The organism is Mesorhizobium sp. M0601 (assembly GCF_040320845.1).
GTDB lineage: Bacteria > Pseudomonadota > Alphaproteobacteria > Rhizobiales > Rhizobiaceae > Mesorhizobium.
In genome coordinates, this window is sequence record NZ_JAMYQK010000001.1 from 484314 (window position 1) to 507835 (window position 23522).

Sequence of the window (23522 nt, forward strand, 5' to 3'; positions counted from 1 at the left end):
AAATGTCGTCCAATCTGTTCAACCCAACCAGGAGGCAACTCCTTGCCGGAACCGCGGCGCTAACCGCTGCCGGCCTTGTGGGGCTTCGCCCCGGCTTTGCCGCAGGCGTTGACTGGAAACGCTTTGCCGGGACGACGCTTGACGTCAATCTGGTGAAAAGCCCACGCAGCGACACCATCCTGAAATATCTCGCCGAGTTCGAGGAACTGACCGGCATCAAGGTCAATGCCGAGGCAACGCCCGAGCAGCAGCAGCGCCAGAAGACGGTGATCGAGTTGAGCTCGGGCAAGCCGAGCTTCGACGTCGTGCATCTGAGCTACCACGTGCAGAAGCGCCAGTTCGAGAAGGGTGGCTGGCTGGCCGACATCGCCGGCTATCTCGCCGATCCGTCGCTCACCGACCCGGCGCTGGTCGAAAGCGACTTCGCCGAAGCCGGCATGCTGTTTGCCAAGGACGGCCAGGGCGTGCTGCGCTCGCTACCGTTCTCGGTGGACTACTGGATCCTGTATTGGAACAAGGAGCTGTTCGAGGCCAAGGGCCTCAAATACCCAGAGACCTTCGAGCAACTGGTGGCAGCCGCCGAAGCGCTGACCGACCCCTCGACCAATACATACGGCTTCGTCGCCCGCGGGCTCAAGAACGCAAACACGCCGGTGTGGACGTCGCTGATGCTCGGCTACGACATGACGCCGCTAGATGACAAGGGCAAGCTGCGCACCGAGGCTCCCGAGGCGATCGAGGCGGCCGCGCTCTATCAAAGATTGATGACCAAGTCCGCCCCTCCGGGCGTTACCGGGTTCAACTGGGCCGAAGCACAGTCGGCCTTCCTGCAGGGCAAGATCGGCATGTGGCTCGACGGCGTGGGTTTTGCCCCGCCGATGGAAAATCCGGAAAAATCGAGGGTGGTCGGCAAGGTCGGTTACGGCGTGATGCCCAAGGGTCCCAAGGCGCATGCCTCGGGCACCTTCGGCGACGGGATTGGCGTTACCGCCGCCAGCGAGAAGAAGGAGGCTGCCTATCTGTTCTGCCAGTGGGCGGTATCGTCAACCATGGGTGCACGGCTGTTGCAGGCCGGCGCCGGCGTTCCGTTCCGCAAATCCGTGCTGGAGGATCCCAAGGTGCGCGAAGGCGTTACCATGCCGGCAAGCTGGCTTGATGCCGTGGTCGGCTCGGGCAATATCAGTCGGCTGGCACTGCCGGTCATCATCCCGGTCACGGAATTCCGCGACATCTATGGCGTGGCGCTGACCAACATGATTGCCGGCGCCGATCCCGCCGCGGAGCTGAAGAAGGCCACCGAACAGTTCCAGCCGGTTCTCGACAGGAGCGAGCAGGGCTGATGTCGGCCACCACCCCAGAACAGACCGGGGTGACGATGCCGGTTATCGATGGGAGCCAGACGATCCGGCTGGCTCCCAACTACTGGCCTTTCGTTGTCCCCGCACTTGTCGTCGTCGGCGCCGTCATCGTTTTCCCCTGGGCTTTCACGCTGTGGATGAGCGTCAATCGCTGGACGCTCGGCCAGTCGCGGAGCTTTGCCGGGATGGAAAACTATCTCCGCCTGGCCAGCGACCCACGTTTCTGGGAATCCCTTGTTCATACGTTGACCTACACCTTTCTCTCGGTTGCAGCGCCGATGCTGCTGGGCACTCTGGCCGCCCTGATCTTCGATGCCAGGTTTCCGCTGCGCGGCTTGCTGCGCGGCGTCTTCGTCATGCCGATGATGGCGACACCCGTTGCCGTCGCACTGGTTTGGACAATGATGTTCCATCCTCAGCTTGGCGTGCTCAACTACCTGCTGTCGCTGGTCGGCATCCCGGCTCAGGAATGGATATTCAACGCCAACACGGTCATCCCGTCGCTGGTTGCGGTCGAGACCTGGCAGTGGACGCCGCTGGTCATGCTGATCGTGCTTGGCGGGCTGGCCTCGGTGCCGCGCGAGCCCTTCGAAAGCGCCGAGATCGACGGCGCCAATGCCTGGCAGCAATTCCGCTATCTCACTCTGCCGATGATCGCGCCGTTCCTGATGATCGCGGTCATCATCCGCACCATCGATGCTTTGAAGAGCTTCGACATTATCTACGCGATGACCCAGGGCGGGCCGGGAACGGCGTCGGAAACCATCAACATCTATCTCTACAACACCGCCTTCTCCTACTACGATATCGGCTACGGCTCGGCCATGGCCGTGGTGTTCTTCATTGTCATCGTGGCCCTGTCTTTTGTCCTCCTAGTGCTGCGCCAACGCTCGCAGTGGATTGACACGGAGGGCAAATAGATGAGTTCACGGCTGCTCAACCAGATCGGTCTGTTTTTCGCTGCCTTGGTTTTCGTCTCGCCGGCGATCCTGTTCTTCCTCTGGATGATCTCTCTGTCGCTGAAGTTCGAAATCGACAACGGTGCCTATCCGCCGATCCTGATCCCCGAACGTTTCGCCTGGTCGAACTATGTAAAGGTGTTCGAGGAGAACAATTTCCTGCTCTATCTCTGGAATTCGGTTCTGGTGACCGGTACGGCGACCTTGCTGGCACTGTTGATCGGCGTACCGGCCGGTTACGGCATCGCGCGGCTCAAGGCCGAGAGATCCGCCGTCGTCATCATGATCGCCCGCATGACGCCTGGGCTATCCTATCTCATCCCGCTGTTTCTGCTGTTCCAATGGATCGGGATTCTCGGCACGCTGTGGCCGCAGATCATCATCCACCTGGTGGTGACGGTGCCGATCGTGGTGTGGGTGATGATCGGCTATTTCGAGACCACGCCGATGGAACTGGAGGAGGCGGCCAACATCGACGGCGCCAGCTCCTGGCAGGTTTTCCGGCTGGTTGCCCTGCCCATCGCCAAGCCGGGCATCGTCGTCGCCTTCATCCTGTCCGTGATCTTCTCGTGGAACAATTTCGTCTTCGGCGTGGTGCTCGCCAGCCGTGAGACGCGCACACTGCCGGTCGCCGTCTACAACATGCTGTCCTACGAGCAGGTGAGCTGGGGGCCGCTCGCCGCGGCGGCGCTGGTGGTGACGTTGCCGGTGCTGATCCTGACCATGTTCGCGCAAAGGCAGATCGTGGCGGGGCTGACCGCCGGCGCCGTCAAGGGCGGCTGAGGGCGCGTCCTGACATCACTCTTTTTCCAGGAAAGATCCAATGGCATCGGTAACAATCAACAACGTGCAGAAGGCCTTCGGGGCCACCAAGATCATTCACGACGTCAGCGTCGACATCGCCGACGGTGAATTCGTCATCCTGGTCGGCCCGTCGGGATGCGGAAAATCGACGCTGCTGCGCATGATCGCAGGCCTTGAGACGATCTCCGGCGGGAAGATCGCCATCGGCGAACGCATGGTCAACAATCTGCGCGCGCGGGACCGGAACATCGCCATGGTGTTCCAGAATTATGCGCTCTATCCGCATATGACCGTTGCCGACAACATGGGCTTTGCCCTCAAGATCAAGAAAGCCGACCCGGCCGACACCGCTGGCCGGGTCCGGAAGGCAGCCGGCATCCTCGGCCTGGAAAAGCTGCTTGACCGCTATCCGCGCCAGCTTTCGGGCGGCCAGCGCCAGCGCGTCGCCATGGGCCGCGCGATCGTACGTGACCCGCAGGTCTTTCTGTTTGACGAGCCGCTCTCCAACCTCGATGCCAAGTTGCGCGTCCAGATGCGCGGCGAGATCAAGGCCCTGCACCAGCGGCTGGGTACCACGACGATCTATGTCACGCACGACCAGATCGAGGCCATGACGATGGCCGACAAGATCGTCGTGCTGCATGACGGCCTGGTCGAGCAGATCGGCGCGCCGCTGGACCTCTACGACCATCCGGCCAACCTCTTCGTTGCCGGTTTCATCGGCTCGCCCGCCATGAACTTCATTGCCGGCCGCATCGAGGAGGGCGTGTTCCGCAGCGCCGGCGGGTTGGTCCTGCCGTTGCCGGAAGGCGCCCAGCCCGCGGATGCCGCAGGACGCGAACTCGTCTACGGCATTCGACCGGAACATATCAGGGCGACGGGGCAAGGCGTGCCGGGTACGATCACGCTTCTCGAGGCGACAGGCTCGGAAATCTTCGCCAGGGTCGACTGCTCCGGTGAAGAAATTTCCTGCCTTTTCCGAGAAAGGCTTGCGCTCAGGCAGGGCGAAGGGGTGGGGATCGAGATCGACCGCGCCTGTGCGCATCTGTTCGACGCAGCAACCGGTCGGCGCATCTGACCCAATGGTCTGGTGAATGCGTGGTCGGCCTTAGGTCGGCAACGCGAATTCACCGGCGAGTTCGATGGCGCGGCCTTCGCTGGCCGATCTCTGGGCGCCGAGACCCATGACGACGGCCCACCAGCCGTCTTGCAAGGTCACTTCCACTTTGCCCTGTTCGCGCACCGCAGCGGTGAAGCGGGCGTGCTCGAAATAGTCGAACCGCTAGGGTCGCCTGCCTCGAGCAGCCGGGGGTCGACGGGAATCTCCAGCAGGCGTGGTCCAGGCGGATTGCGCGGACTGACGATCAACTGGGGCACTGGCGCAGGGCCAAGCTGGGTCGGCAAGAAACGGCCTGGTCCGGGAACCAGACATTCGATCTTTCCGTCGCCGCCGACAGCGCAGAGTTGCTCCTGGTAGCGGCTGCCCTCGGCAAACATGCAGAGTTTCCAGCATGGCGCGCGCGCCGCGAGGGCGCTCTCTGCGATCATTGCTGCCACAGGATGATCCGGAAACGCTTCAAAGTGAATTTTCTCGTGGGCGGTCTTCGGCACTACGGAGATCCGCGCCGGATGTTCGCGCGCCTGAATCCGGCTGACCGACAATACGACCTGTGCTGAGGTTCAGTACGAACTGCCGATCAGGGCAGATGGGATGTTCGTCCGCGTGATAGCGGCGAGGCGTGAAATCCGCGATCGTTCTGCAGTTCTGCTTTGCTGCAGAGCCGCAGCTCGACGGAGACGTTCTCGTGAACCTGTACTGCGCACCGTGCGTTTGCAGCCTTGCCGAACATCTCGCTCTTCGGGAGGCGGATACCTCCTTCGATAGCGAGCGCATCGACCGGGTGTCGAGGCAATCATGAGCCGAGCCCGCAAGATCGCAATCGCCATCGTCGCCCTTATGGTGATTCCAATGGCAGCTATTTGGAGCTGGCAATGGTTCACGCGAGGCCGGTTCGAGGAAACGACCGATAACGCCTATCTCCGCGGAGACATTACCAGCATCGCGCCGAAGCTCGCCGGTTACGTCGTCGAAGTCGACATAGACGACAATGCCAGTGTGTCAAAGGGTGCTGTCCTGTTTCGCATCGACGACAGCGACTACAAGGCCAGGGCCGAGCAGGCGAAAGCCAACGTCGCCGCCCGGCAGGCGGAAATCGCCAACATCAAGGCGACCCGTGAACTGCAGGACGCATTGATCGCGCAGGCTGAGGCGCAGAAGCAATCTGTCGCAGCCGACCTGCAATTCGCCCGCGCCAACCTGAACCGCTACGTCACGCTGCAGAAGAACGGGACCGCAAGCGATCAGAAGCTGCAGGATGCGCAGGCCGGCCATGACAAGGCAAAGGCATCGCTGGACGGTGCAGAGGCCAATCTGCTGGCTCAAAAATTGAAGCTCGGTGTCCTGGATGCACAGTTGTCCGGTGGGCAGGCAGCCCTGTCCCAGGCACAGGCAGCGCTCGACCTGGCAATGCTCGACCTGGCCAACACCGTCGTGAGGGCCCCGGTCGGCGGCATCGTCGGTAATCGCCAGATCCGTGTCGGCCGTTATGTCACCCCAGGGACAGCAGCCTTGGACATCGTTCCGGTTAACGATGTCTGGATCGTCGCCAACTTCAAGGAAACACAGCTGAAGGAGGTTGAGATCGGCCAACGGGTCCGCGTCATGGTTGATGAATATCCAGATCTGCAAATCGACGGCCTTGTCGACAGCTTCGCTCCCGGTAGCGGCGCGGCATTCAGCCTGCTGCCGCCGGACAACGCCACCGGAAACTTCATCCGCGTCGTCCAACGCGTGCCGGTCAAGATCAGGATGACGCGCAATCCGTTGCCCGGCCGCCTGGTTCCGGGACTCTCGGCTCGTGTTGCCATCACCGTCGGCCCCAGGGATGCTCCGGCTGTAGCGCAGGAAATGCAGACAGGCGGGATTGCGGACGGGCGCTCAGCACAATGATGCACCTCGCCGAAACGGCGGCTGTGCAGCGCCATCCCGGTACATTGCGCGCTTGCTTGATAGCAACCGGCGTCGTGCTGGCCGCCTTCATGGACGCGGTCGCATCCACTGCACTGTCCATCGGCCGGATCGACATGCTCGGCGACACCTACGCAACGTTGGACGAACTGGCGATGATCGACGTTGTTTTCATCGCGGCCAAGCTGACGGCGTTCCTTGTCGCTCCGCTACTTGTGACGGCAGCCAGGCCGACCGCCTGCCTGCGCGCGGCGGTTGTCGCCCTTCTGCTGGCATCCGCGGCCTTGACGTTGTCAGTGGACCTCACCTGGATTTGCATCTGCCGCATTGTCCAAGGGCTGGCTGGCGGCACAGTTCTCGTCGCCGGCCAGACACTGCTGTTCTTTCGGTTCCCGCACCGGCATCAGCCGGTCGTTCAGGCGGTTTTTGCCGTAGGCGCCGTCATGGCTCCGACGACCGTCACGCCAGCCCTGCAGGGCTGGCTTGTCGACCATCTGACCTGGGAGTGGATATTCCTGAGCATCATTCCGCTCGGCATCGTCTCCCTTGTCCTGTTGGCGGCGGACGGCGATCGGACCTTTTGGCGGAAAACCAGGTTTCCTGCCGTCAGGATATTGTTGCTCGGCATCAGCGCCGCGCTTTTGACCTACGTCCTGCTGCAAGGCAGCAGGTTCAACTGGTTCGACGACACCGACATCACCTTCCTTGCCGCAACCGGTATGACGGCTGCCGGCCTCCTGGCCGTCTGGGAGACCCGCTTTCGTTCAGAAGGCTCACTGCTGGCCATCTCGCCCCTTGGCAATCCGGACTTTCGCTTTGGCCTTCTCGTCAGCTTCGTCGCCGGCTCTGCCCTTTCAGGCAGCGCCTATCTTATTCCGGCTTTTGCCCTCAACGTGCTCGATTTTACCGCGACGGGCGCAGGAGTGCTTCTGCTGCCCAGCGGAGCCATGCTCGCGCTTGGACTTCTGTTGTCCGGCTTCGTCATCCAAAGGACCGGGATGCGCCCGATCACGCTTGCGCCATTTGGCATTCTGCTCTTCGCAGGTGCCATGTGGCTGCTGTCCGCTTCGACGAGCGGTAGCGGATCACCGGACCTGACCCTTGCTCTGCTGCTGCGAGGATTCGGCCTCGGCCTTCTGTTCGTGGCACTGACGCTGGTTACGCTGCAGGGCCTTGCCGCCAATGCGTTGCCGTTTGGCATCGGGCTGTTCAACTTCGGCAAGCAGGTGGGCGGTCTGACCGGCACAGCCCTCTTGCAAACGTATATTGATCACCAGAATGTCCACAACCGGACGATACTGGCGTCCCACCTCGTCAATGGCGATCCAGCCGTAGACCAGCGCTTGAAAGCAACTGCGAACGCTCTGGCGAACAGTGTCGACAGCACTGCGGCGACAAAAGCCGCCCTGCCGCTGCTGCAGCGCGCGCTTGAGAAGCAGGTCGCCACGATCTCGTTCGACGAAGCTTTCTTCGCGCTCGTCCTGCTGTTCGCGGTCGCTGCGCCCTGTCTCACTGTCGCCAAACAATTGCTCGGCCGCCAAGCCGCTCCGCAGAACTAAAACCGCGTCCACGCCCTGTACTTTGGAACAGATGTATTGGTCGGGAGAGGCGTCCAGATTATCTCATGAGCCGTGTTAACCGGACGAGACAGGGATGACGAATGCAGAGGTTTTTCCGGTTTCACTCTGCAGCCGACGAAGAGGCAGCCGAGCGTCTTACCTGTCCGGCTCGTATTCCCAGTGGTAGGTGTTGATGCATCGATCCGCGTCGCTCCTCGCGCGAGGCCATCGTTGGGGCCCCCGCAGCGCGATAACTCCGCGCAATGCATGGATTTCCATGAGATGCAGCCGAGGCATGGCGGAACTAGATTTAGGCGGTGAGTTCGCCTGTCCAGATATTGAAAACAAGTGCTATATCAAGCGCTGACCGTCCCCAGGCTTTTTTGTCCGACAGGAGAAGCCAATGACAGCAGCGTCCAACTCACTTGACGAAATCGAGCCCGAAGCAACGCTAGCGCTGCAAATCATCGAGAGCATGCCCGGCCACGCGTGGGCAGCCGATGCCGCCGGAAGATTCACCTATGTCAGCCCAAACACGCTGGCGTTCTTCGGCAACATGCATGAGGATCTCAACACTTCCGAAGACGACGATGATTTCGGCTGGCGTCGAGCCGTCCATCCCGACGATTATGATCCCGTAGCCGCCAGATGGCGGCATTGCCTCGAAACCGGCGATCCCTATGATACCGAGCATCGCCTGCGGCGCGCCGATGGCGTCTATCGCTGGTTTCGAAGCTCAGGACGACCATTTCGCGATAGTCAGGGGCGCATCGTTCAATGGTACGGCACGACAATAGACATTGAGGACCAGAAACGGGCCGAGTCAGCATTGCGTGACCGGGAGCGGGAACTTTCGCAGCTCGTGGACATGGTCCCGAGTCACATCTGGCGGCTCGATCCAGACGGCGAGCCGATCTTCTTCAATGGGCGCATGGTCGACTTTCTCGGCCTCGATGTAGCGGATCTGGACCGACCGGGCATGAGCCGGCTGGCGGTGATGATACAGGCCGCCGTTCATCCGGACGACGCGGCAGCATTCGGCGATGCACTTCGTGGTTGCTTCGCTACCGGTGCGAGCTTCGCCATGCGCTATCGCCTGCGCCGTGCCGATGGCGTCTATCGCTGGATGTCGAGCCGGGCGGAGCCGATGCGCGATGGCGCTGGCCGCATCGTCCAGTGGTACGGCCTCTGTCACGACATAGACGATCAGATGCACGCCGAAGCGGCGTTGCGGCAGAGCGAGCAGCAACTTCAGCACATGATCGACGCCGTGCCGGTCCGCATCTGGAGTGTGATGCCGACCGGCGGGCCGGTCTACTTCAACAAGCGATACCAGGACCATTTCCGCTCCGTTATCGCGAACTTTGACGCGCTCGGCGAGCCGGGAATCGAAACGTTGCTGCACGAGGTGATTCATCCCGAAGATGCGCCCGAGGTGCAGCGCACGTTGCTGAGGTGTTTCGAAACTGGCGGCGGCTCCGCGATGCGGTTTCGCTGGCGCGAAAAAGACGGCACCTATCGCTGGGCTGAGTGCAGGGTCGAGCCGCGACGCGATGACGACGGAACGGTCGTGCAGTGGTACGGGGTTTCTCTCGACATCGACGATGAGGTGCGCGCGCAGGCGGCGTTGCGCAAAAGTGAGCGGCGCCTTCAGCAGCTGATCGACACCGTGCCCGCTTTGATCTGGAGTACGACACGGGAAGGGATGCCTTCCTACGTCAACAAACGGTTCACCGATGTAACCGGGGCCACGCTCCACGACATCACCGCCCCGGACGGCTCGCCGTCGCTGAGCGTGATCCATCCAGACGATATCGACACCGCACGGCAGGCGATCCGCCATTCATTCGCAACCGGCGTGCCTTACGTTCAGAGATATCGCCAGAGGCGGGCCGACGGCGGCTATCGCTGGACCGAGACTCGCGCCGAGCCGCTGCGCGACGAAGATGGCAGCATTCTCCAATGGTACGGCGTGAGCGTCGACATCCATGACCTGGTGACCACGCAAGCCGCGTTGCACGACCGGGAACGAGAGCTCTCGCAACTCGTCAACATGGTTCCGAGCTACCTCTGGCGGCTATCTCCCAACGGTGAGCCGACCTTTTTCAACAAGCGCCTGATAGATTTTCTCGGCCTGGACATAGCGGACGCGGAAAAGCCGGACACGAGCCTGCTGACGGCCTTCATTGCCACCGTCGTCCATCCCGACGATGCAGCCAGCCTGAAGGAAGCACTCGACAGCTGCTTTGCCACCGGCGAGCGCTTCTTCATGAAGTATCGCCTGCGCCGTGCCGATGGCGTTTATCGTTGGATGGAGGGCCGAGCGGAGCCGCTGCGGGACCAGGGTGGACGCATCGTCCAATGGTACGGCCTTACGCACGACATCGACGATCAGCTGCGCGTCGAAGAGGCGCTGCGCGAGAGAGAACGGGCTCTCTGGCAGCTCGTTGAAACGCTGCCGGCAATGATCGATTGCGCCGCGCCGGATGGCGAACCGATATATCGCAGCCAGCAGCTCCGCGAATTCCTCGGATACAATCTTGAGGAATTGGACGAAGCGGGAAAGTCCCGGCTGGCTGGCACACTCGACGCCGGTGTTCATCCCGACGACCTGACAGGTGTCAAAGAGAGATATGCCGATTGTCTGTCCACAGGCGAGCCGTATGCGCGACGGCACCGTCTGCGGCGCTTCGATGGTGAATATCGCTGGGTCGAGACGCGCGCCGCGCCGATGCGCAACGCTGAAGGCGCCATAGTGCAGTGGAACGTTATCTGCCTCGACATCGAAAATGAGGTGCGGACACAAGAGGAGCTTCGGCTGGCACAAGAGAGACTTGCGCGTGCGAGCCAGGCGGCGAGCCTTGCCGAACTCTCCGCATCCATCGCTCATGAGGTGAACCAGCCGCTGGCCGCCATCGTCGCCAACTCCAACGCATGCCACCGTTGGCTGTCCGCCGAGCCCCCGAACGTCGAGCGCGCGAAGATCACGGCCGAGCGTATCATCCGCGATGCCAACTCGGCGGCGGATGTCGTCAGCCGCATCCGTGCCTTGTTCAGACCTTCGCTTGAAATGAGAACCAGCACGCCGATCCCCAGCGTCGTTGCCGAAGCACGTGACCTTATGGCCGAGGAAGCCATGCGGCGTCGCGTTCGCATGGACATCGACGTCGAAAGCAACCTTCCGCTGGTTGCGTTCGATCGCGTCCAGATCCAGCAGGTCCTGGTCAACCTCATTCGCAACGGCATGGAGGCGATGGACGCCACGGCGGGCGACAAGGTTCTTGCAATGCGCGTGCGCCGGATAGAGGACACGATCCAGACCGAGGTCCGCGACCGAGGCCCGGGTATCGAACGTCCCAACAAGATATTCGAGCCGTTCTTTACAACGAAAGGGAACGGAATGGGCATGGGGCTCGCGATCTCCCGTTCGATCATCGAGTCTCACGGCGGACGCCTTTGGGCGGAGAATAGCATGCCGCGTGGGGCGACATTCATCTTCACCCTCCCGGTTGAAGCGAAAGCTGCGCAATAACTGGCGGCGCTCAGTAAGCGCTTGGTTTTTCGGCACTCGGTGAAGGGCGCCGCCGCCCCGTGCAATGCATGGATTTCCATGAGGTGCGGTTGGGACGTGGCGGGATTAGGGTGGCGACGTGAGTCCGTCAGCCCAGTCCAGCTATCAAGAGCAAGTGCTACACGAAGCGCCGACAATCTCCAGAGTTTGTTTGTCCGTTAGGGGCACCCGATGACGATAGCGCCCAACTCACTTGGCGAGACCGATTCCAGCGCAACGCTCGCGTTAGCGCATGACTTGACCCGATCCGGACCGGGAAGTGGCCGACCTTTCGCGACGAATGAACCGGGCCTGATTCGCGGCAACATGATCAGCGATCTTGGAAGAGGCAGGTTGTCGCGCGTCTGGTCGCACCGTCCCCAATTCCTGCATCTGGGGCTTTTTATTACGGCCTATGTCCTGGGCTGCGGCTTCGCCCAGTCGCTCGCAATCATACCTGGAACAGGGATTTCCATTTGGCCTCCGAGCGGGCTTTTCATCGCTACGCTTGTCTTCGCCTCCAGGTATAGCTGGCCGTGGTGGGTGCTGGGGGCCTGTGTGGCAGAACTGTTCAGCAACTTCTTGTGGTTCCACACTCCGCTGCCCGCGGCCTTCCTGATCTTTGCCGGCAACGCTCTTGAAGCGGTGGCCGGCGCATGGCTTGTGAACCAGACCTGCCAGCGCCCAGTTCGGCTGGAAACGTTGCGGGACGTTCTCGCATTCGTCGTACTGGCCGCTGGAATTGCGCCAGTTGCAAGCGCAACGGTGGGAAGTGCGGCGCTTGCTTGGTTTGGCATACAATCGCAAACCTTTGTGACGGCTTGGCCGCTGTGGTGGATCGGAGACGCGACGGGAGTCCTGATCGTAGCGCCACTGGCGCTGGTCGTGTTCCAGAACTGGCGCGGAAAAGCGCAGCTCTCGGCGGCGCGATGGATGGAAGCTTGCGTCCTGGGGCTGATCTTTCTTGGTATCGCCGCCCTTTCCTTGAGCGGCTATCTGCCCTTCGCCTACATCATCATGCCGCCTCTTCTTTGGGCCGCGGTGCGTTTTGAGTTCAGAGGCGCCGCCGTAGCATTGACCGTCCTCGCTCTGATCACGGCGGTATTCACGATATCCGGCGCCAGCCAATTTGCCGGCGATCCCGAGTCCCAGAAGCACAACCAGATCATGCTGCAGCTTTTTCTGGCCATCTCTGCATTTTCGGCGCTCGTCGTGGCCGCCATTTCCAGGCAGCATCAGGCGGCGGTGCTCACTTTGCGCCAAAGTGTGGAGACCTTGCGGGAGCGGGAGCGAGAACTCTCGTTGCTGGTCGAAATGATCCCCGCTCACATCGCCCGTATGGCGCCCAACGGCGAACCAACCTTCTTCAGCAAGCGCACGACAGACTATATCGGCCTCAACGACATCGCGGACTGGGACAAGCCGGGCACGAGCCGCCTGGCGACCGTAGTCGCGGCAGCCGTCCATCCCGACGATGGACCCAGGATGAGAGAATGGCTCAGCCGCTCGCTTGCCACCGGCGAACCCTATCCCATAAGGTATCGCCTGCGTCGCGCGGACGGCGTGTACCGCTGGAGGGAGGGCCGCGCCGAGCCGCTGCGGAACCAGAGTGGGGCGATCGTGCAATGGTACACGGCCAGCATCGACATCGACGATGAGGTGCGTGCGCAGGAGGCATTGCGCGACCGGGAGCGGGAGCTCTCGCAGCTTGTCGACATGGTTCCGAGCCACGTTTGGCGCCTGACGCCGGACGGCGAGCCGACCTTTTTCAACAAGCGAATGGTCGACTTTCTCGGCCTTGACGTAACGGATTTGGACAAACAGGGCATCAGCCGGCTGGCGGCGATGATAGCGGCCATCGTCCATCCGGACGACGCAGCAGCATTCGGCGATACGCTCAGTCACTGCCTCGCCACCGGTGAGCGCTTCTCCATGAGGTATCGCTTGCGCCGCGCCGATGGCATCTATCACTGGATGTCGAGCCGGGCGGAGCCGATGCGCGATCACGCTGGCCTGATCGCGCAGTGGTACGGCCTCTGTCACGACATAGATGATCAGATGCAAGCCGAAGAGGCCCTGCGGCGGAGCGAATTGCAGCTTCAGCAGATGATCGACGCTGTGCCGGTCCGCATTTGGAGCGCGGTGCCGACCGGCGGGCCGGTCTACTTCAACAAGCGATACCAGGACCATTTCCGCGCCGTCATCGCCAATTTCGAAACACTCGGAGAGCCGCGCATCGAGGAATTGCTGCAAGAACTGGTTCATCCCGAAGATGCTCCCGAGGTGCTGCGCACGTTGCTGAGCTGTTTCGAAACAGGCGGCGGTTCCGCGATGCGGTTTCGCTGGCGTGAAACAGATGGCTATCGCTGGGCGGAGTGCAGGGTGGAGCCGCGGCGTGATGAAGACGGGGCGGTTGTGCAATGGTACGGGGTTTCCCTCGACATCGACGAAGAGGTGCGCGCCCAGGAAGCGCTGCGACAAGCCTCCGACAAACTCGCGCAAGCCACTCAGGCTGCAAGTCTCGCCGAGCTTTCCGCTTCGATCGCGCACGAGGTGAATCAGCCGCTGGCCGCGATCGTCGCCAATTCCCATGCATGCCACCGTTGGCTGTCCGCCGCCCCTCCGAACGTCGAACGCGCGAAGATTACGGCCGAGCGCATAATCCGGGACGCCAACTCGGCGGCGGACGTCGTCAGCCGCATCCGCGCGCTGTTCAAGCAATCCACCGAGACGAGGACCAATGCGACGCTCAGCAGTGTCATCGCAGAGGCACGCGACCTCGTGGCCGAGGAAGCGATGCGGCGGGGCGTTCGCACCAGCGTTGATGTCGGAAGCGACAGTCCGCTAGTCGCGTTCGATCGCGTCCAAATCCAGCAGGTTCTGGTCAATCTCATCCGCAACGGCATGGAGGCGATGGACTCTGGTGCGGATGACGGAGTTATCAGCATCCGCGTGCGCCATATCGGGGATGTTGTCCAGACCGAAGTCAGAGATCGCGGCCGGGGCGTCGAGTTTCCCGACCGGATATTCGAACCGTTCTTTACCACGAAAGAGCAAGGGATGGGCATGGGACTGGCGATCTGCCGTTCGATCATCGAGTCGCACAGCGGGCGTTTATGGGTCGAGAAGAACGAACCACGTGGAGCGACGTTTATCTTCACGTTGCCGATTGAAGCGAAAGCGGCGTCATGACGACGGACGGCCAAATTGTCTTCATCGTAGATGACGATGAACGCATCCGGGAGGCGCTCAGTGAGCTGCTGGCTGCACACGGCATGTGTGCCGTAGCGTTCGGATCGGCGGGCGATTATATCCGCGCTGACAAGCCGGACGTCCCTGCCTGCCTCATCCTCGATATCGAGTTGCCGGATATTAACGGCCTCGATCTGCAGCGGCAGATTGCCGAGGGCGATCATCCACCGATCGTTTTCCTGACGGGACATGGCGATATCCCGTCCTCGGTGCGTGCGATCAAGCACGGCGCCGTGGATTTCCTGACTAAGCCCTTCAGCGATGCAGACCTCATGGCCGCAATCCATGCGGCGATTGCCCAGGATCGGGTACAGCGATCGGAGCGCGCCGAGCTGGGCGTGTTGAAGCAACGTTATCTCGAGCTGACGCCGCGCGAACGTGAGGTGCTGCCGCTGGTGGTCAGCGGCCTGCTCAACAAGCAGGCGGCCGCTGAACTGGGGATCAGCGAAGTTACGCTGGAAATTCATAGAAGGAATGTCATGCAGAAGATGGTCGCGGCGTCGCTCGCCGACCTCGTTCGCATCGCCGAGCGATTGGGAATACCGATCACGCACTCGCGCCGGGCAGGGGGGAACTGAGGGTGAGCAAGCGGAGGCCTGTCGTGGCGATTGTCGACGATGACCCAAGGCTGCTCGAGTCGCTGGAGGACCTTCTGGAGTCCGCCGGCTATGTGGCCCGCAGCTTCTCGTCGGCAGGGTCGTTACTGGTCAGCGGCCTGTCTGGATTGGACATGCTTATCACCGACATCGGGATGCCCGGCATGGACGGCTTTGAACTTCGCGACTTGGTCAAGAAGGCGCGTCCGGATCTGCCTGTGTTCCTGATCACCGGCCGCCACGAGATAGTGGATCAGCACCGCGCCAAGGGCATTGGCAGGCTTTTCCGCAAGCCGTTCGATGGCCAGGCACTGCTTGCGGCGATCGGCGACGCTTTGCGCAACCCAGAAACGGAGGCTAAACATGAGAGTTGACCAATTGCCCTTACCGAGATCGACGCCGTCATCACAGCAGCGAAGGGCTGAAGCCGAGCAGCCGCTGGTCATTATTGTCGATGATGATGCCTCTGTTCGGGAGGCGCTGTCTGAATTGATCCTGTCGGCGGGTTTCCTGCCGGTGTGCTTTACCTCAACCCGTGAATTGCTTGACGCCGACGTGTTGGAGAGCCCCGGCTGCTTGATCCTCGACGTGCGCATGCCAGGGACGAGCGGTCTCGATCTGCAGCACCATCTTGCGAAAAACGGCAACCCCAAACCCATCATCTTCCTGACCGGGCATGGCGACATCCCGATGACTGTCCAGGCGATGAAGGCCGGCGCCGTGGACTTTCTCACCAAACCGGTGCGGGATCAGACGCTGCTTGACGCTGTGATCGCCGGCATTGCGGTGGATGCCAAGCGGCGGGCGGATGCCGTGATCGTCAAGCGCAACATCGAGCGCGTCGAGACGCTGACGCCGCGCGAGCGCGAGGTCCTGCGTGAAGTGGCGCGCGGGCGCCTCAACAAGCAGATCGCCTTCGACCTCGGCATCAGTGAAGTGACGGTCAAGCTTCACCGCGGCAATGTCATGCGCAAGATGGAAGCCGCTTCCATCGGTGAGCTGATCCGGGCGTGGGAAACGCTGCCCGCGCCGATGCGCGAGGTCTAGAATTTGGCACAAGCCGATCCATGCCCCATCCAATAGGATCGCCCGGCGCGCCGGGCCATTTCAGGTGCTTTCTCAGCGCGCCCAGGCCTTCCTGCCTGTTGATACGCTCGTGCTGCTGCGGGTGATCCTGATGTACATCGGTGGTCCTGTTTGGTGTTTCGCGGCAAGGCCCGCGCCAAACATCGGTTACTACTGAGCGGCGCTCTTTGGCAGCGCCAGCCTGACCGACAAACTCGCAACATTTCATGCAACAGCAACTGACGCCGGCATGCCGCGTCGGTCCCCGCGCCGCTATCCAAGCCTAATTGACGTGTGTCTATAAGAGCTTGCCTTAGCCCGGCCCTATCTTCGGCGTGCCTGCCCTGCACCTTGGCATCGTATGACAGATGCCTCCGTAGAGTAGGTTCGCGGCCCGGATCGGTGCATCCTGTTCCTCGCAAGCCATCACGACCGTCGCGTTTCTACCGCTCCTCGCTCGCTCCTCCCCGAACGCGACCGCTCAGGCCGACTCGACGGTCGTGATGGTGAGCAGGATGTTCAAAGCACATGGATGGACATGATGAACAAAGACGGACTTTTCTCCGTCGGCGGATCTCGCCGCGATGTCATGTTGGCAGGCCTGATCTGTACGGCAGCCGCCGGACTGCCCCGCGCTGCTTCGGCAACGAGCCGAAAACAAAACCTTCCCTCTTCCCCCTCAATCAAAGGAACCAAGACGATGAGCACCATCACGACCAAGGATGGCACCGAAATCTACTACAAGGATTGGGGCAAGGGTCCTGTCGTCACGTTTTCGCACGGCTGGCCGCTGAATTCCGACGCCTGGGACGGCCAGATGCTCTTTCTTGCCCATAACGGCTTTCGCGTCGTTGCGCATGACCGGCGCGGCCATGGCCGATCGAGCCAGGCCACGTCCGGCAACGACATGAACGGCTATGCGGATGATCTTGCAGCCGTGATTGAGGCGCTGGATCTCCGGAACGCCACGCTGGTCGGCCATTCGACCGGAGGAGGCGAGGTTGCTCGCTATATCGGACGGCACGGGACGAAGCGGGTGGCCAAGGCTGTTCTTATCGCCGCTGTTCCGCCGATCATGGTGAAGACGCCGGCCAATCCGGAAGGCCTGCCGATCGAGGTATTCGACGGCATAAGGGCTGGCCTCGTCAAGGATCGGTCGCAGTACTACCGGGACCTCGCACCGTTGTTTTATGGCGCGAACAGGCCAGGCGCCAAGGTTTCCCAGGGGACTCTGGATCAGTTCTGGCTCTGGAGTATGCAGGCGGGTCTCGTGAACGCGTACGAAAGCGTCAAGGCGTTCTCCGAGACCGATTTTACCGAGGACCTCAAGAAGTTCGACGTGCCAACCCTCGTCCTGCATGGCGAAGACGACCAGATCGTCCCCGTCAAGGACTCGGCAGTCAAGTCGGCCCGATTGATCAAAGGCGCAAAGGATATCTATTACCCCGGCGCGCCCCACGGGATCACGGCCACGCACCAAGATCAGGTCAATGCTGACCTGCTCGCCTTCATCAAAGGATAGCACACCCTCAGTCACGACCGCATGTTCTCCGCAATCCTTGGAGCCGCCGATGACCACCTTTGGCAATATTTCGCGCGCCCTGAACCGCATTTCGGGTGGCGCGCTAGGTCAAACCTTGTGCGCTCGCATAGCCGAGCGGTGGCCTGAATGCCGGTTCTGTCGGCTCATGTCCCGGATTGTGGAACCGAACCACTGCGCCATCGAGCTGGAGCGCTGGCAAAGGCGCGAAAAACATATGCTGCGCCACGGCTGCCATTCGGGCAACTTCGCCTGTGCAGCGCGGAGGCGATCGCCGGCGTTCGACACTACGTCGCGCTGTCGGGGGTCGCCGCCGCGCGCTTGTTCTGCCTTGAAGGCCAAAGCGCTCCTCCAAAACGTCAAACTGGCTAAGCGCCGGGAGTTTATCAATCGGTAGCCGTTTGCGATTGCCGCTCATTTTGGCGGTCTCAATTCGGCGTGAAATTTTCTTGGCCAGCAGTTGCGACTATCGCAGCAGCACCGGCGCTATTTTTCGAAGACAGGAACGAAATGGGCGCACTATCAGGCAAGATCGCGGTGGTCACCGGCGGAAACAGCGGGATCGGACTATCGGCTGCAAAAATCTTTGCGGCCGAGGGCGCGCAAGTCGTCATTACCGGCCGCCGGCGGCAGGCGGTCGAGGAAGCGGTCGCACAGATCGGGGCAGGCGCGCTGGGCATTCAGGGAAATGTGGCCGACGTGTCGCACCATGACGAGGTAGCGCAACAGATCCGCCAGAGGTTCGGGGCGCTCGACATCTATATGGCGAACGCCGGCATAAACACCATCACGCACTCGGCCGACGTCTCCGAGGCGGAATATGATGCGCAATTTGCCGTCAATACGCGAGGCGTCTTCTTCGGCGTCCAGAAGCTGATTCCGATCATGCGGAATGGCGGCGCAATCATCCTCACAGGCTCGCTGGCCAGCGAGAAGGTTCTGGACGGTCATGCTGTTTACGCGGGCTCGAAGGCGGCCATAAATGCCTTTGCGCGCGCTTGGGCGATCGAACTGAAGTCTCGCGGCATCCGGGTCAACGTGCTCAGCCCAGGTCCGGTGGATACGGCTATTCTCGATAAGCTGGGCATACCGTTTGAGCAGCGCGGGCTGTTTGAAAAGGCGATGGCAGAGGCAATACCCCTGGGCCGGATGGGGCAGCCGGAAGAGTTGGCAAAAGCCGCCCTGTTCCTTGCCTCGGACGCGAGTAGTTTCGTAACGGGCATCAATCTGCGGGTCGACGGCGGGATGGCAGTGCTCTGAGCCACGACTGCGAAGTCGTCGCGCCAATACACTTCCGAATAAATGGCTGAGCAATCGGTCTTCCTCAAGACGATTTTCCGGGAAGCTGCCGCACGAGTCGCGCCAAATAGGTCGGAGGCGAGACGTTTTGTCGACGTGGCGCAAATTGAGCCACGTAAGCAGCAAGTCGCATTGCAGGGATCGACGCGCAAGAGAGAAGTCGGCTCGCCGATACGGCGGAAGGACCGAGGTCTCGCCCCGGTCCTTCAATTTTCTGTAGGTCGGGATCAGTGACCCCAGATGCCCTGGCCATATTCATCGTTGGGAACAGTCGGCTTGCGTACGGTTTTCGGCACCCGGATATCATTGTTCATTTTTTTGATCGAGGATGTATACATGTTGTAAGACGCAGTCGCAGGCTGCTGGGATCCGTTTGATCCATAGTGGTCGCTTCCGGCAGTGGCGCTTCCTGCTGTAATAACAAGCACGGCGACAGCAAGGACTGTCATTTTCATTTCAGTAACTCCATTGATGGCTTGGATGGTATTCACCCATACAAATATAAATGTCGTGACGCAGCGACACGATCAGACGGTCCGGCTGTTTGATCCATACGAAGGCATTGGGCGATTCAGGCCGAAGGCCAGGGACTATGTCGTTGACGAGAGGAGGCTTTGCGGCGCGCCCTCAGTGTCTGTTCCGGCGACCGCCGACAATGCACACCCGGCATAGATACCTCAATTATGCTGCAGGGCACCTGATCTCCCCGGTGACCTACCCTGCACCTTGGCATTGTATGACAGACCCTTCCGCACAATAGGTTGGCGGGCTGCGTCGGCGCATTCTCCTGAGCATTGGTCACCACAGGCGACACGGGAGAAAGCAAATGCGAAACATAACTCGAGTCCTGGCCCTCACCGCAGCGCTTGCCGCGTCGGGCGGCGGGATGGCGCAGGCCGCGAATTCTCAGCCCAAGCCGACGATCGTACTGGTGCACGGCGCCTTCGCGGAATCGTCGAGCTGGGATGCAGTCATCACCAAGCTCAGCAAAGACGGTTATGTGGCGATAGCCGCAGCTAATCCGCTCCGCGGCGTTGCCAGCGATGCGAAAGCAGTCTCAGCCATCGTCCGGTCGGTTTCCGGGCCGGTCGTGCTGGTGGGGCATTCCTATGGCGGGCCCGTCATCACCGAGGCCGCCAATGGCAATCCCAATGTGAAGGCGTTGGTCTACGTGGCGGGTTTCGCGCCGGATACCGGCGAATCGAGCCTTACGTTGTCCAGCATGTTTCCCGGCAGCACCTTGGGGAGCGCGCTTGCTCCAGTCGCGTTGCCGGACGGCGGACAAGACCTCTTCATCGAGCCGGCCAAGTTCCGCGCGCAGTTCGCCGCCGACGTTCCGCAAGAGCAGACTTTGCTGATGGCTGCCACTCAACGCCCTGTTGCGCAGGCGGCTCTGGCTGAAGCCTCGGGCGTCGCCTCATGGAAGACGCTGCCGTCCTACATGATCTACGGCTCGGATGACCGTAACATCCCGGCAGCCGTCATGAGCTTCATGGCCAAGCGTGCGCACGCGGTAAAGACCGTCGTCATCGAGGGTGCGTCCCATGCGCTCATGGTTTCGCATCCCGACGAGGTCACGTCACTCATCGAGGATGCTGCTGCATCGGTCAGTCAGTAGCAGGCCGGAAACGCCCAGCATCCGATCGAGCAACGAAAATAGACACGCAACACCAGGAGACTAGACATGAAGATCGTCGTCATCGGCGGAACCGGGCTGATCGGTTCAAAGACCGTGGAGAGACTGCGAAACAAAGGCCACGACGTACTTGCGGCGTCGCCGAATTCGGGCGTCAACACCGTTACGGGAGAGGGTCTGGCGGCCGCGCTTGCCGGTGCGCAGGTCGTCGTCGACCTCGCGAACTCGCCGTCGTTCGAGGAAAAGGCTGCCCTGGAGTTCTTCTCGGCATCCGGGCGTAATCTTTTTGCCGCCGAAACGGCCGCCGGCGTCCGTCATCACGTGGCGCTGTCGGTCGTCGGTACCGACCGGCTGCAGGGCATGGGCTATTTCCGCGGCAAGTTGCTTCAGGAAAAGCTGATCAGGGAGTCCGGAATTCCCTACACCATCGTTCACGCCACTCAATTCTTCGAATTCACCGCCGCCATCGCAAACACGGGCGCCGTCGGGGATACCATTCATATGTCGCCGGCCTACTTCCAACCCATGGCGGCTGATAATGTTGCCGATGCGATGGCGGACGTCGCGCTTGCCGCGCCGTTGAATGGCATGATCGAAATTGCCGGCCCGGAGCGTGTTCGCATGAGCGAACTTGTCGAGCGCTTCCTGAAGGCCACCAACGACCCGCGTAAAGTCGTCCCGGATCCTGGCGCGCTCTACTACGGCCAAGTGGCAATCGACGATCGAACGCTGGTGCCCGGCGAGAACGCGCGCATCGGCGCCGTGCGTTTCGATGATTGGCTCAGCCGATACACACCACCGAAGTAAGTAGTCATCGGATAGGCCCGCCATTCGCACAACAAGGAGACCAGACATGATCAAAACACTTCTCTGCGCCGCGCTCACCTCCGCTTCCGTCACCGCAGCAATGGCCAATGACGCCGCCAGCGTGAAGCTTGTCTACGACCAGGCTCTGCCAAACGTGCCCGGCAAGAGCATGAAAGCCGTGCTCGTCGAGTACGCGCCTGGGGGTACGTCGCCGGCTCATACCCATCCCAAATCCGCGTTCATCTATGCCACGGTCCTGGAGGGGGCGATCCGAAGCCAGGTCAACGACGGGCCGGTGAAGACTTATCGCGCCGGCGAGAGTTTCTCGGAATTCCCTGGCGACCGTCATGCCGTCAGCGAAAACGCCAGCAAGACGGAAGGCGCTCGTCTGCTTGCTATTTTCGTCGTCGACACCAGCGAGACGGAACTGACGACGAACGCGAAATGAAATCGTAGCCCCCAGGACCATCGGGGCGTACGCGAAGGGACGGTCAGTGACATGAATTCGATCGCCATCCGCACACTTGCGGGGATTTTGGTCCCCGATACTCCGCTTGTTGGCCGAGCGATCGAACATGCCCGCGCTCGATGTGAACCCTACCTGTTCAACCACGTGGTCCGATCCTGGCTTTTCGCGGCCCGGATCGGACAGATTCAGAATATCCAGCACGACGCGGAGGTTGTTGCGGTTGCAACCCTGTTGCATGACGTCACGCTCAATGAGGACTTCGCCGGGCCGCGCCGTTTCGAAGTGGAAGGCGCCGATCTCGCCCGCGCCTTCGTTCGGGAGGGCGGCTTCGACGAGCGGCGCGCCCAATTGATCTGGGACAGCGTCGCCCTCAACTCGACGCCGTCGATTGGCCTCTACAAGGAGGCTGAGGTGGCGCTGTGCACAGCCGGCATCTGCCTCGATGTCGTCGGCTTGCAATACAGCCTCGTTTCGTCAGCCGAGATTGCAAAGATCGTTGGCGAATTTCCGCGCCTCGGGATGAAGCGGCGGATGACGCGATGCTTTTGCCATATCGCCGAGATCAGGCCCGAAACCACCTACGACAACTTTGCCCGGGACTTCGGCGAGCGCTTTGTTTCAGGCTACAAGGCGACTTCGGCAGTTGATCTTGTGATGAACGCTCCCTTTGAAGAGTGAACGCAGTTTCGATCCAGGTTCTATCGACACCGGTCGGTTCAGCCTTGCCCTTCAAGTGACCCAAACGCTGTGCGTCTGTCGGATGCATGCGGCAAAGCGAATTGCCGAGGGCAGCGGTCAGGTGCCAATTTCCACCTCCTATACTTCGGTTTAGGCGCCCCAACCCAATCGAGTGGCAATACATATCATCGGCACGATAGCAACAGTTCGTCTCACCGGTCATCCTTACGGTGCAATGGATTGCAAACACCTCAAGGAGATAAGTAATGAATATTGCAGCGCCACCGGTCGCTCCGAAAGGAAAAGCCGTCGCCCAACGCGCGAGTTATGCGGAGCAGTCGCCGGAACTTCTGAAGAAATTTATTGAATTTCTTGGTGCGACGCGAGAGGGGTCGATCGAAGAGCCAATCCGCGACCTTGTTGCAGTCCGAGCCGCGCAGCTGAACGGGTGCACCTTCTGCCTCGATATGCACGTCAAACAGGCGAAGATCCATGGCGAGCGCGAACTGCGCCTTTACCACCTGGCAGCCTGGCGGGATTCGACCTTGTTCGTTCCTCGCGAGCGCGCAGCCTTGGCATGGACGGAAGTCTTGACCAAGCTGCCCGAGCAGGGTGTCCCCGACGAGATCTACGATCGGGTCAGGTCGCAGCTTTCCGAGAAGGAAATCTCCGATCTGACCTTCGTTGTCATGGCGGTCAACTCTTGGAACCGTCTGAACATCGGCTTCAAACCCGTCCCGGGCTCGGGCGATGCGAAGTTTGGCCTGAGCAAAGCAGCACTGAGCTAATCTTTGGAATCGGGGGAGAATGGGGGCGGGTTTGGCGCGCGAATGACCCGCCCGCCCACCAAGCCCCCCCCCGCGGCCCCACCACGGACCCCCACCCCCCCCCCCCGCCCCGCCCCCCCGCGCGCGCGCGCGGG

Annotated in this window: 20 protein-coding genes; 18 read left to right on the forward strand and 2 right to left on the reverse strand. The window is 61.3% G+C overall.

Translation table 11 applies throughout. The annotated features are described in order from the left end of the window. Positions 1-2: 2 nt before the first annotated feature. From NKI41_RS02405 to NKI41_RS02420, 4 genes are read left to right on the forward strand one after another with little or no spacing between them, the layout of a single operon-like run. Positions 3-1340, forward strand: coding sequence for an extracellular solute-binding protein (locus tag NKI41_RS02405; RefSeq protein WP_352681180.1), 1338 nt, complete (start codon positions 3-5; stop codon positions 1338-1340). Positions 1341-1375: 35 nt separating this feature from the next. Continuing rightward, positions 1376-2278 carry a carbohydrate ABC transporter permease gene (locus NKI41_RS02410; RefSeq protein WP_352681222.1) on the forward strand — a complete coding sequence of 301 codons (903 nt, stop codon included), beginning with the start codon at positions 1376-1378 and terminating at the stop codon, positions 2276-2278. Next, complete coding sequence (locus NKI41_RS02415; protein WP_023674179.1) at positions 2279-3100, forward strand: carbohydrate ABC transporter permease; 822 nt, start codon at positions 2279-2281, stop codon at positions 3098-3100. A 40-nt stretch (positions 3101-3140) separates the two neighbouring features. Next, positions 3141-4199, forward strand: coding sequence for an ABC transporter ATP-binding protein (locus NKI41_RS02420; RefSeq protein WP_352470623.1), 1059 nt, complete (start codon positions 3141-3143; stop codon positions 4197-4199). A 137-nt stretch (positions 4200-4336) separates the two neighbouring features. On the opposite strand, the gene NKI41_RS02425 is transcribed toward NKI41_RS02420, so the two are convergent. Beyond that, entirely contained in the window at positions 4337-4732 is a 396-nt protein-coding gene (locus NKI41_RS02425) for a hypothetical protein (RefSeq protein WP_352681182.1), read from the reverse strand. A 304-nt stretch (positions 4733-5036) separates the two neighbouring features. On the opposite strand from NKI41_RS02425, the gene NKI41_RS02430 reads away from it, so the two are divergent. From NKI41_RS02430 to NKI41_RS02470, 9 genes are all read left to right on the forward strand, one after another. Beyond that, the gene (locus NKI41_RS02430) at positions 5037-6131 is read left to right on the forward strand and encodes an HlyD family secretion protein (RefSeq protein WP_352681184.1); all 1095 of its coding nucleotides are present in this window, start codon (positions 5037-5039) and stop codon (positions 6129-6131) included. Between the two features lie 74 nt (positions 6132-6205). Continuing rightward, positions 6206-7708 carry an MFS transporter gene (locus NKI41_RS02435; RefSeq protein ID WP_352681186.1) on the forward strand — a complete coding sequence of 501 codons (1503 nt, stop codon included), beginning with the start codon at positions 6206-6208 and terminating at the stop codon, positions 7706-7708. Positions 7709-8111: 403 nt separating this feature from the next. After that, positions 8112-11240 carry a PAS domain-containing protein gene (locus NKI41_RS02440; RefSeq protein WP_352681188.1) on the forward strand — a complete coding sequence of 1043 codons (3129 nt, stop codon included), beginning with the start codon at positions 8112-8114 and terminating at the stop codon, positions 11238-11240. A 372-nt stretch (positions 11241-11612) separates the two neighbouring features. Beyond that, positions 11613-14450, forward strand: coding sequence for a sensor histidine kinase (locus NKI41_RS02445; protein ID WP_352681224.1), 2838 nt, complete (start codon positions 11613-11615; stop codon positions 14448-14450). Then, a complete protein-coding gene (locus tag NKI41_RS02450) occupies positions 14447-15088 on the forward strand; it encodes a response regulator transcription factor (RefSeq protein ID WP_352470618.1) in 642 nt (213 codons plus the stop codon). Before NKI41_RS02445 ends, NKI41_RS02450 begins: the two co-directional genes overlap by 4 nt. A gap of 2 nt (positions 15089-15090) precedes the next feature. Next, a complete protein-coding gene (locus NKI41_RS02455) occupies positions 15091-15480 on the forward strand; it encodes a response regulator (RefSeq protein ID WP_352470617.1) in 390 nt (129 codons plus the stop codon). After that, positions 15470-16153: a response regulator transcription factor gene (locus NKI41_RS02460; RefSeq protein ID WP_031211078.1), complete on the forward strand. Its 684-nt coding sequence runs from the start codon at positions 15470-15472 to the stop codon at positions 16151-16153. Before NKI41_RS02455 ends, NKI41_RS02460 begins: the two co-directional genes overlap by 11 nt. A 556-nt stretch (positions 16154-16709) precedes the next feature. Then, positions 16710-17693, forward strand: a complete 984-nt coding sequence (locus NKI41_RS02465) for an alpha/beta fold hydrolase (protein ID WP_502901193.1) — start codon at positions 16710-16712, stop codon at positions 17691-17693. Positions 17694-18221: 528 nt separating this feature from the next. Then, positions 18222-18971: a glucose 1-dehydrogenase gene (locus NKI41_RS02470; protein WP_352505173.1), complete on the forward strand. Its 750-nt coding sequence runs from the start codon at positions 18222-18224 to the stop codon at positions 18969-18971. Between the two features lie 266 nt (positions 18972-19237). On the opposite strand, the gene NKI41_RS02475 is transcribed toward NKI41_RS02470, so the two are convergent. Beyond that, positions 19238-19465, reverse strand: coding sequence for a DUF680 domain-containing protein (locus tag NKI41_RS02475; protein WP_352681192.1), 228 nt, complete (start codon positions 19463-19465; stop codon positions 19238-19240). A gap of 371 nt (positions 19466-19836) precedes the next feature. On the opposite strand from NKI41_RS02475, the gene NKI41_RS02480 reads away from it, so the two are divergent. The 5 genes from NKI41_RS02480 to NKI41_RS02500 all read left to right on the forward strand — a co-directional run bounded on the left by NKI41_RS02480 (position 19837) and on the right by NKI41_RS02500 (position 23388). After that, positions 19837-20628: an alpha/beta fold hydrolase gene (locus NKI41_RS02480; protein ID WP_352592496.1), complete on the forward strand. Its 792-nt coding sequence runs from the start codon at positions 19837-19839 to the stop codon at positions 20626-20628. A 66-nt stretch (positions 20629-20694) separates the two neighbouring features. Next, a complete protein-coding gene (locus NKI41_RS02485) occupies positions 20695-21453 on the forward strand; it encodes an SDR family oxidoreductase (RefSeq protein ID WP_352449837.1) in 759 nt (252 codons plus the stop codon). Positions 21454-21499: 46 nt separating this feature from the next. Next, positions 21500-21901 carry a cupin domain-containing protein gene (locus tag NKI41_RS02490; protein WP_352449836.1) on the forward strand — a complete coding sequence of 134 codons (402 nt, stop codon included), beginning with the start codon at positions 21500-21502 and terminating at the stop codon, positions 21899-21901. Positions 21902-21952: 51 nt separating this feature from the next. Next, entirely contained in the window at positions 21953-22600 is a 648-nt protein-coding gene (locus NKI41_RS02495) for an HD domain-containing protein (RefSeq protein ID WP_352681194.1), read from the forward strand. Between the two features lie 266 nt (positions 22601-22866). Continuing rightward, entirely contained in the window at positions 22867-23388 is a 522-nt protein-coding gene (locus NKI41_RS02500) for a carboxymuconolactone decarboxylase family protein (protein ID WP_352449835.1), read from the forward strand. Positions 23389-23522 lie beyond the last annotated feature (134 nt).

What these genes read in the sequence shown, in the direction of transcription:
- NKI41_RS02405 (WP_352681180.1), top strand. Translation starts at nt 3, where the DNA reads ATGTCGTCCAATCTGTTCAACCCAACCAGGAGGCAACTCCTTGCCGGA.
- NKI41_RS02410 (WP_352681222.1), top strand. Translation starts at nt 1,376, where the DNA reads ATGCCGGTTATCGATGGGAGCCAGACGATCCGGCTGGCTCCCAACTAC.
- NKI41_RS02415 (WP_023674179.1), top strand. Translation starts at nt 2,279, where the DNA reads ATGAGTTCACGGCTGCTCAACCAGATCGGTCTGTTTTTCGCTGCCTTG.
- NKI41_RS02420 (WP_352470623.1), top strand. Translation starts at nt 3,141, where the DNA reads ATGGCATCGGTAACAATCAACAACGTGCAGAAGGCCTTCGGGGCCACC.
- NKI41_RS02430 (WP_352681184.1), top strand. Translation starts at nt 5,037, where the DNA reads ATGAGCCGAGCCCGCAAGATCGCAATCGCCATCGTCGCCCTTATGGTG.
- NKI41_RS02440 (WP_352681188.1), top strand. Translation starts at nt 8,112, where the DNA reads ATGACAGCAGCGTCCAACTCACTTGACGAAATCGAGCCCGAAGCAACG.
- NKI41_RS02450 (WP_352470618.1), top strand. Translation starts at nt 14,447, where the DNA reads ATGACGACGGACGGCCAAATTGTCTTCATCGTAGATGACGATGAACGC.
- NKI41_RS02460 (WP_031211078.1), top strand. Translation starts at nt 15,470, where the DNA reads ATGAGAGTTGACCAATTGCCCTTACCGAGATCGACGCCGTCATCACAG.
- NKI41_RS02465 (WP_502901193.1), top strand. Translation starts at nt 16,710, where the DNA reads ATGATGAACAAAGACGGACTTTTCTCCGTCGGCGGATCTCGCCGCGAT.
- NKI41_RS02470 (WP_352505173.1), top strand. Translation starts at nt 18,222, where the DNA reads ATGGGCGCACTATCAGGCAAGATCGCGGTGGTCACCGGCGGAAACAGC.
- NKI41_RS02475 (WP_352681192.1), bottom strand. Translation starts at nt 19,465, where the DNA reads ATGAAAATGACAGTCCTTGCTGTCGCCGTGCTTGTTATTACAGCAGGA.
- NKI41_RS02480 (WP_352592496.1), top strand. Translation starts at nt 19,837, where the DNA reads ATGCGAAACATAACTCGAGTCCTGGCCCTCACCGCAGCGCTTGCCGCG.
- NKI41_RS02485 (WP_352449837.1), top strand. Translation starts at nt 20,695, where the DNA reads ATGAAGATCGTCGTCATCGGCGGAACCGGGCTGATCGGTTCAAAGACC.
- NKI41_RS02490 (WP_352449836.1), top strand. Translation starts at nt 21,500, where the DNA reads ATGATCAAAACACTTCTCTGCGCCGCGCTCACCTCCGCTTCCGTCACC.
- NKI41_RS02495 (WP_352681194.1), top strand. Translation starts at nt 21,953, where the DNA reads ATGAATTCGATCGCCATCCGCACACTTGCGGGGATTTTGGTCCCCGAT.
- NKI41_RS02500 (WP_352449835.1), top strand. Translation starts at nt 22,867, where the DNA reads ATGAATATTGCAGCGCCACCGGTCGCTCCGAAAGGAAAAGCCGTCGCC.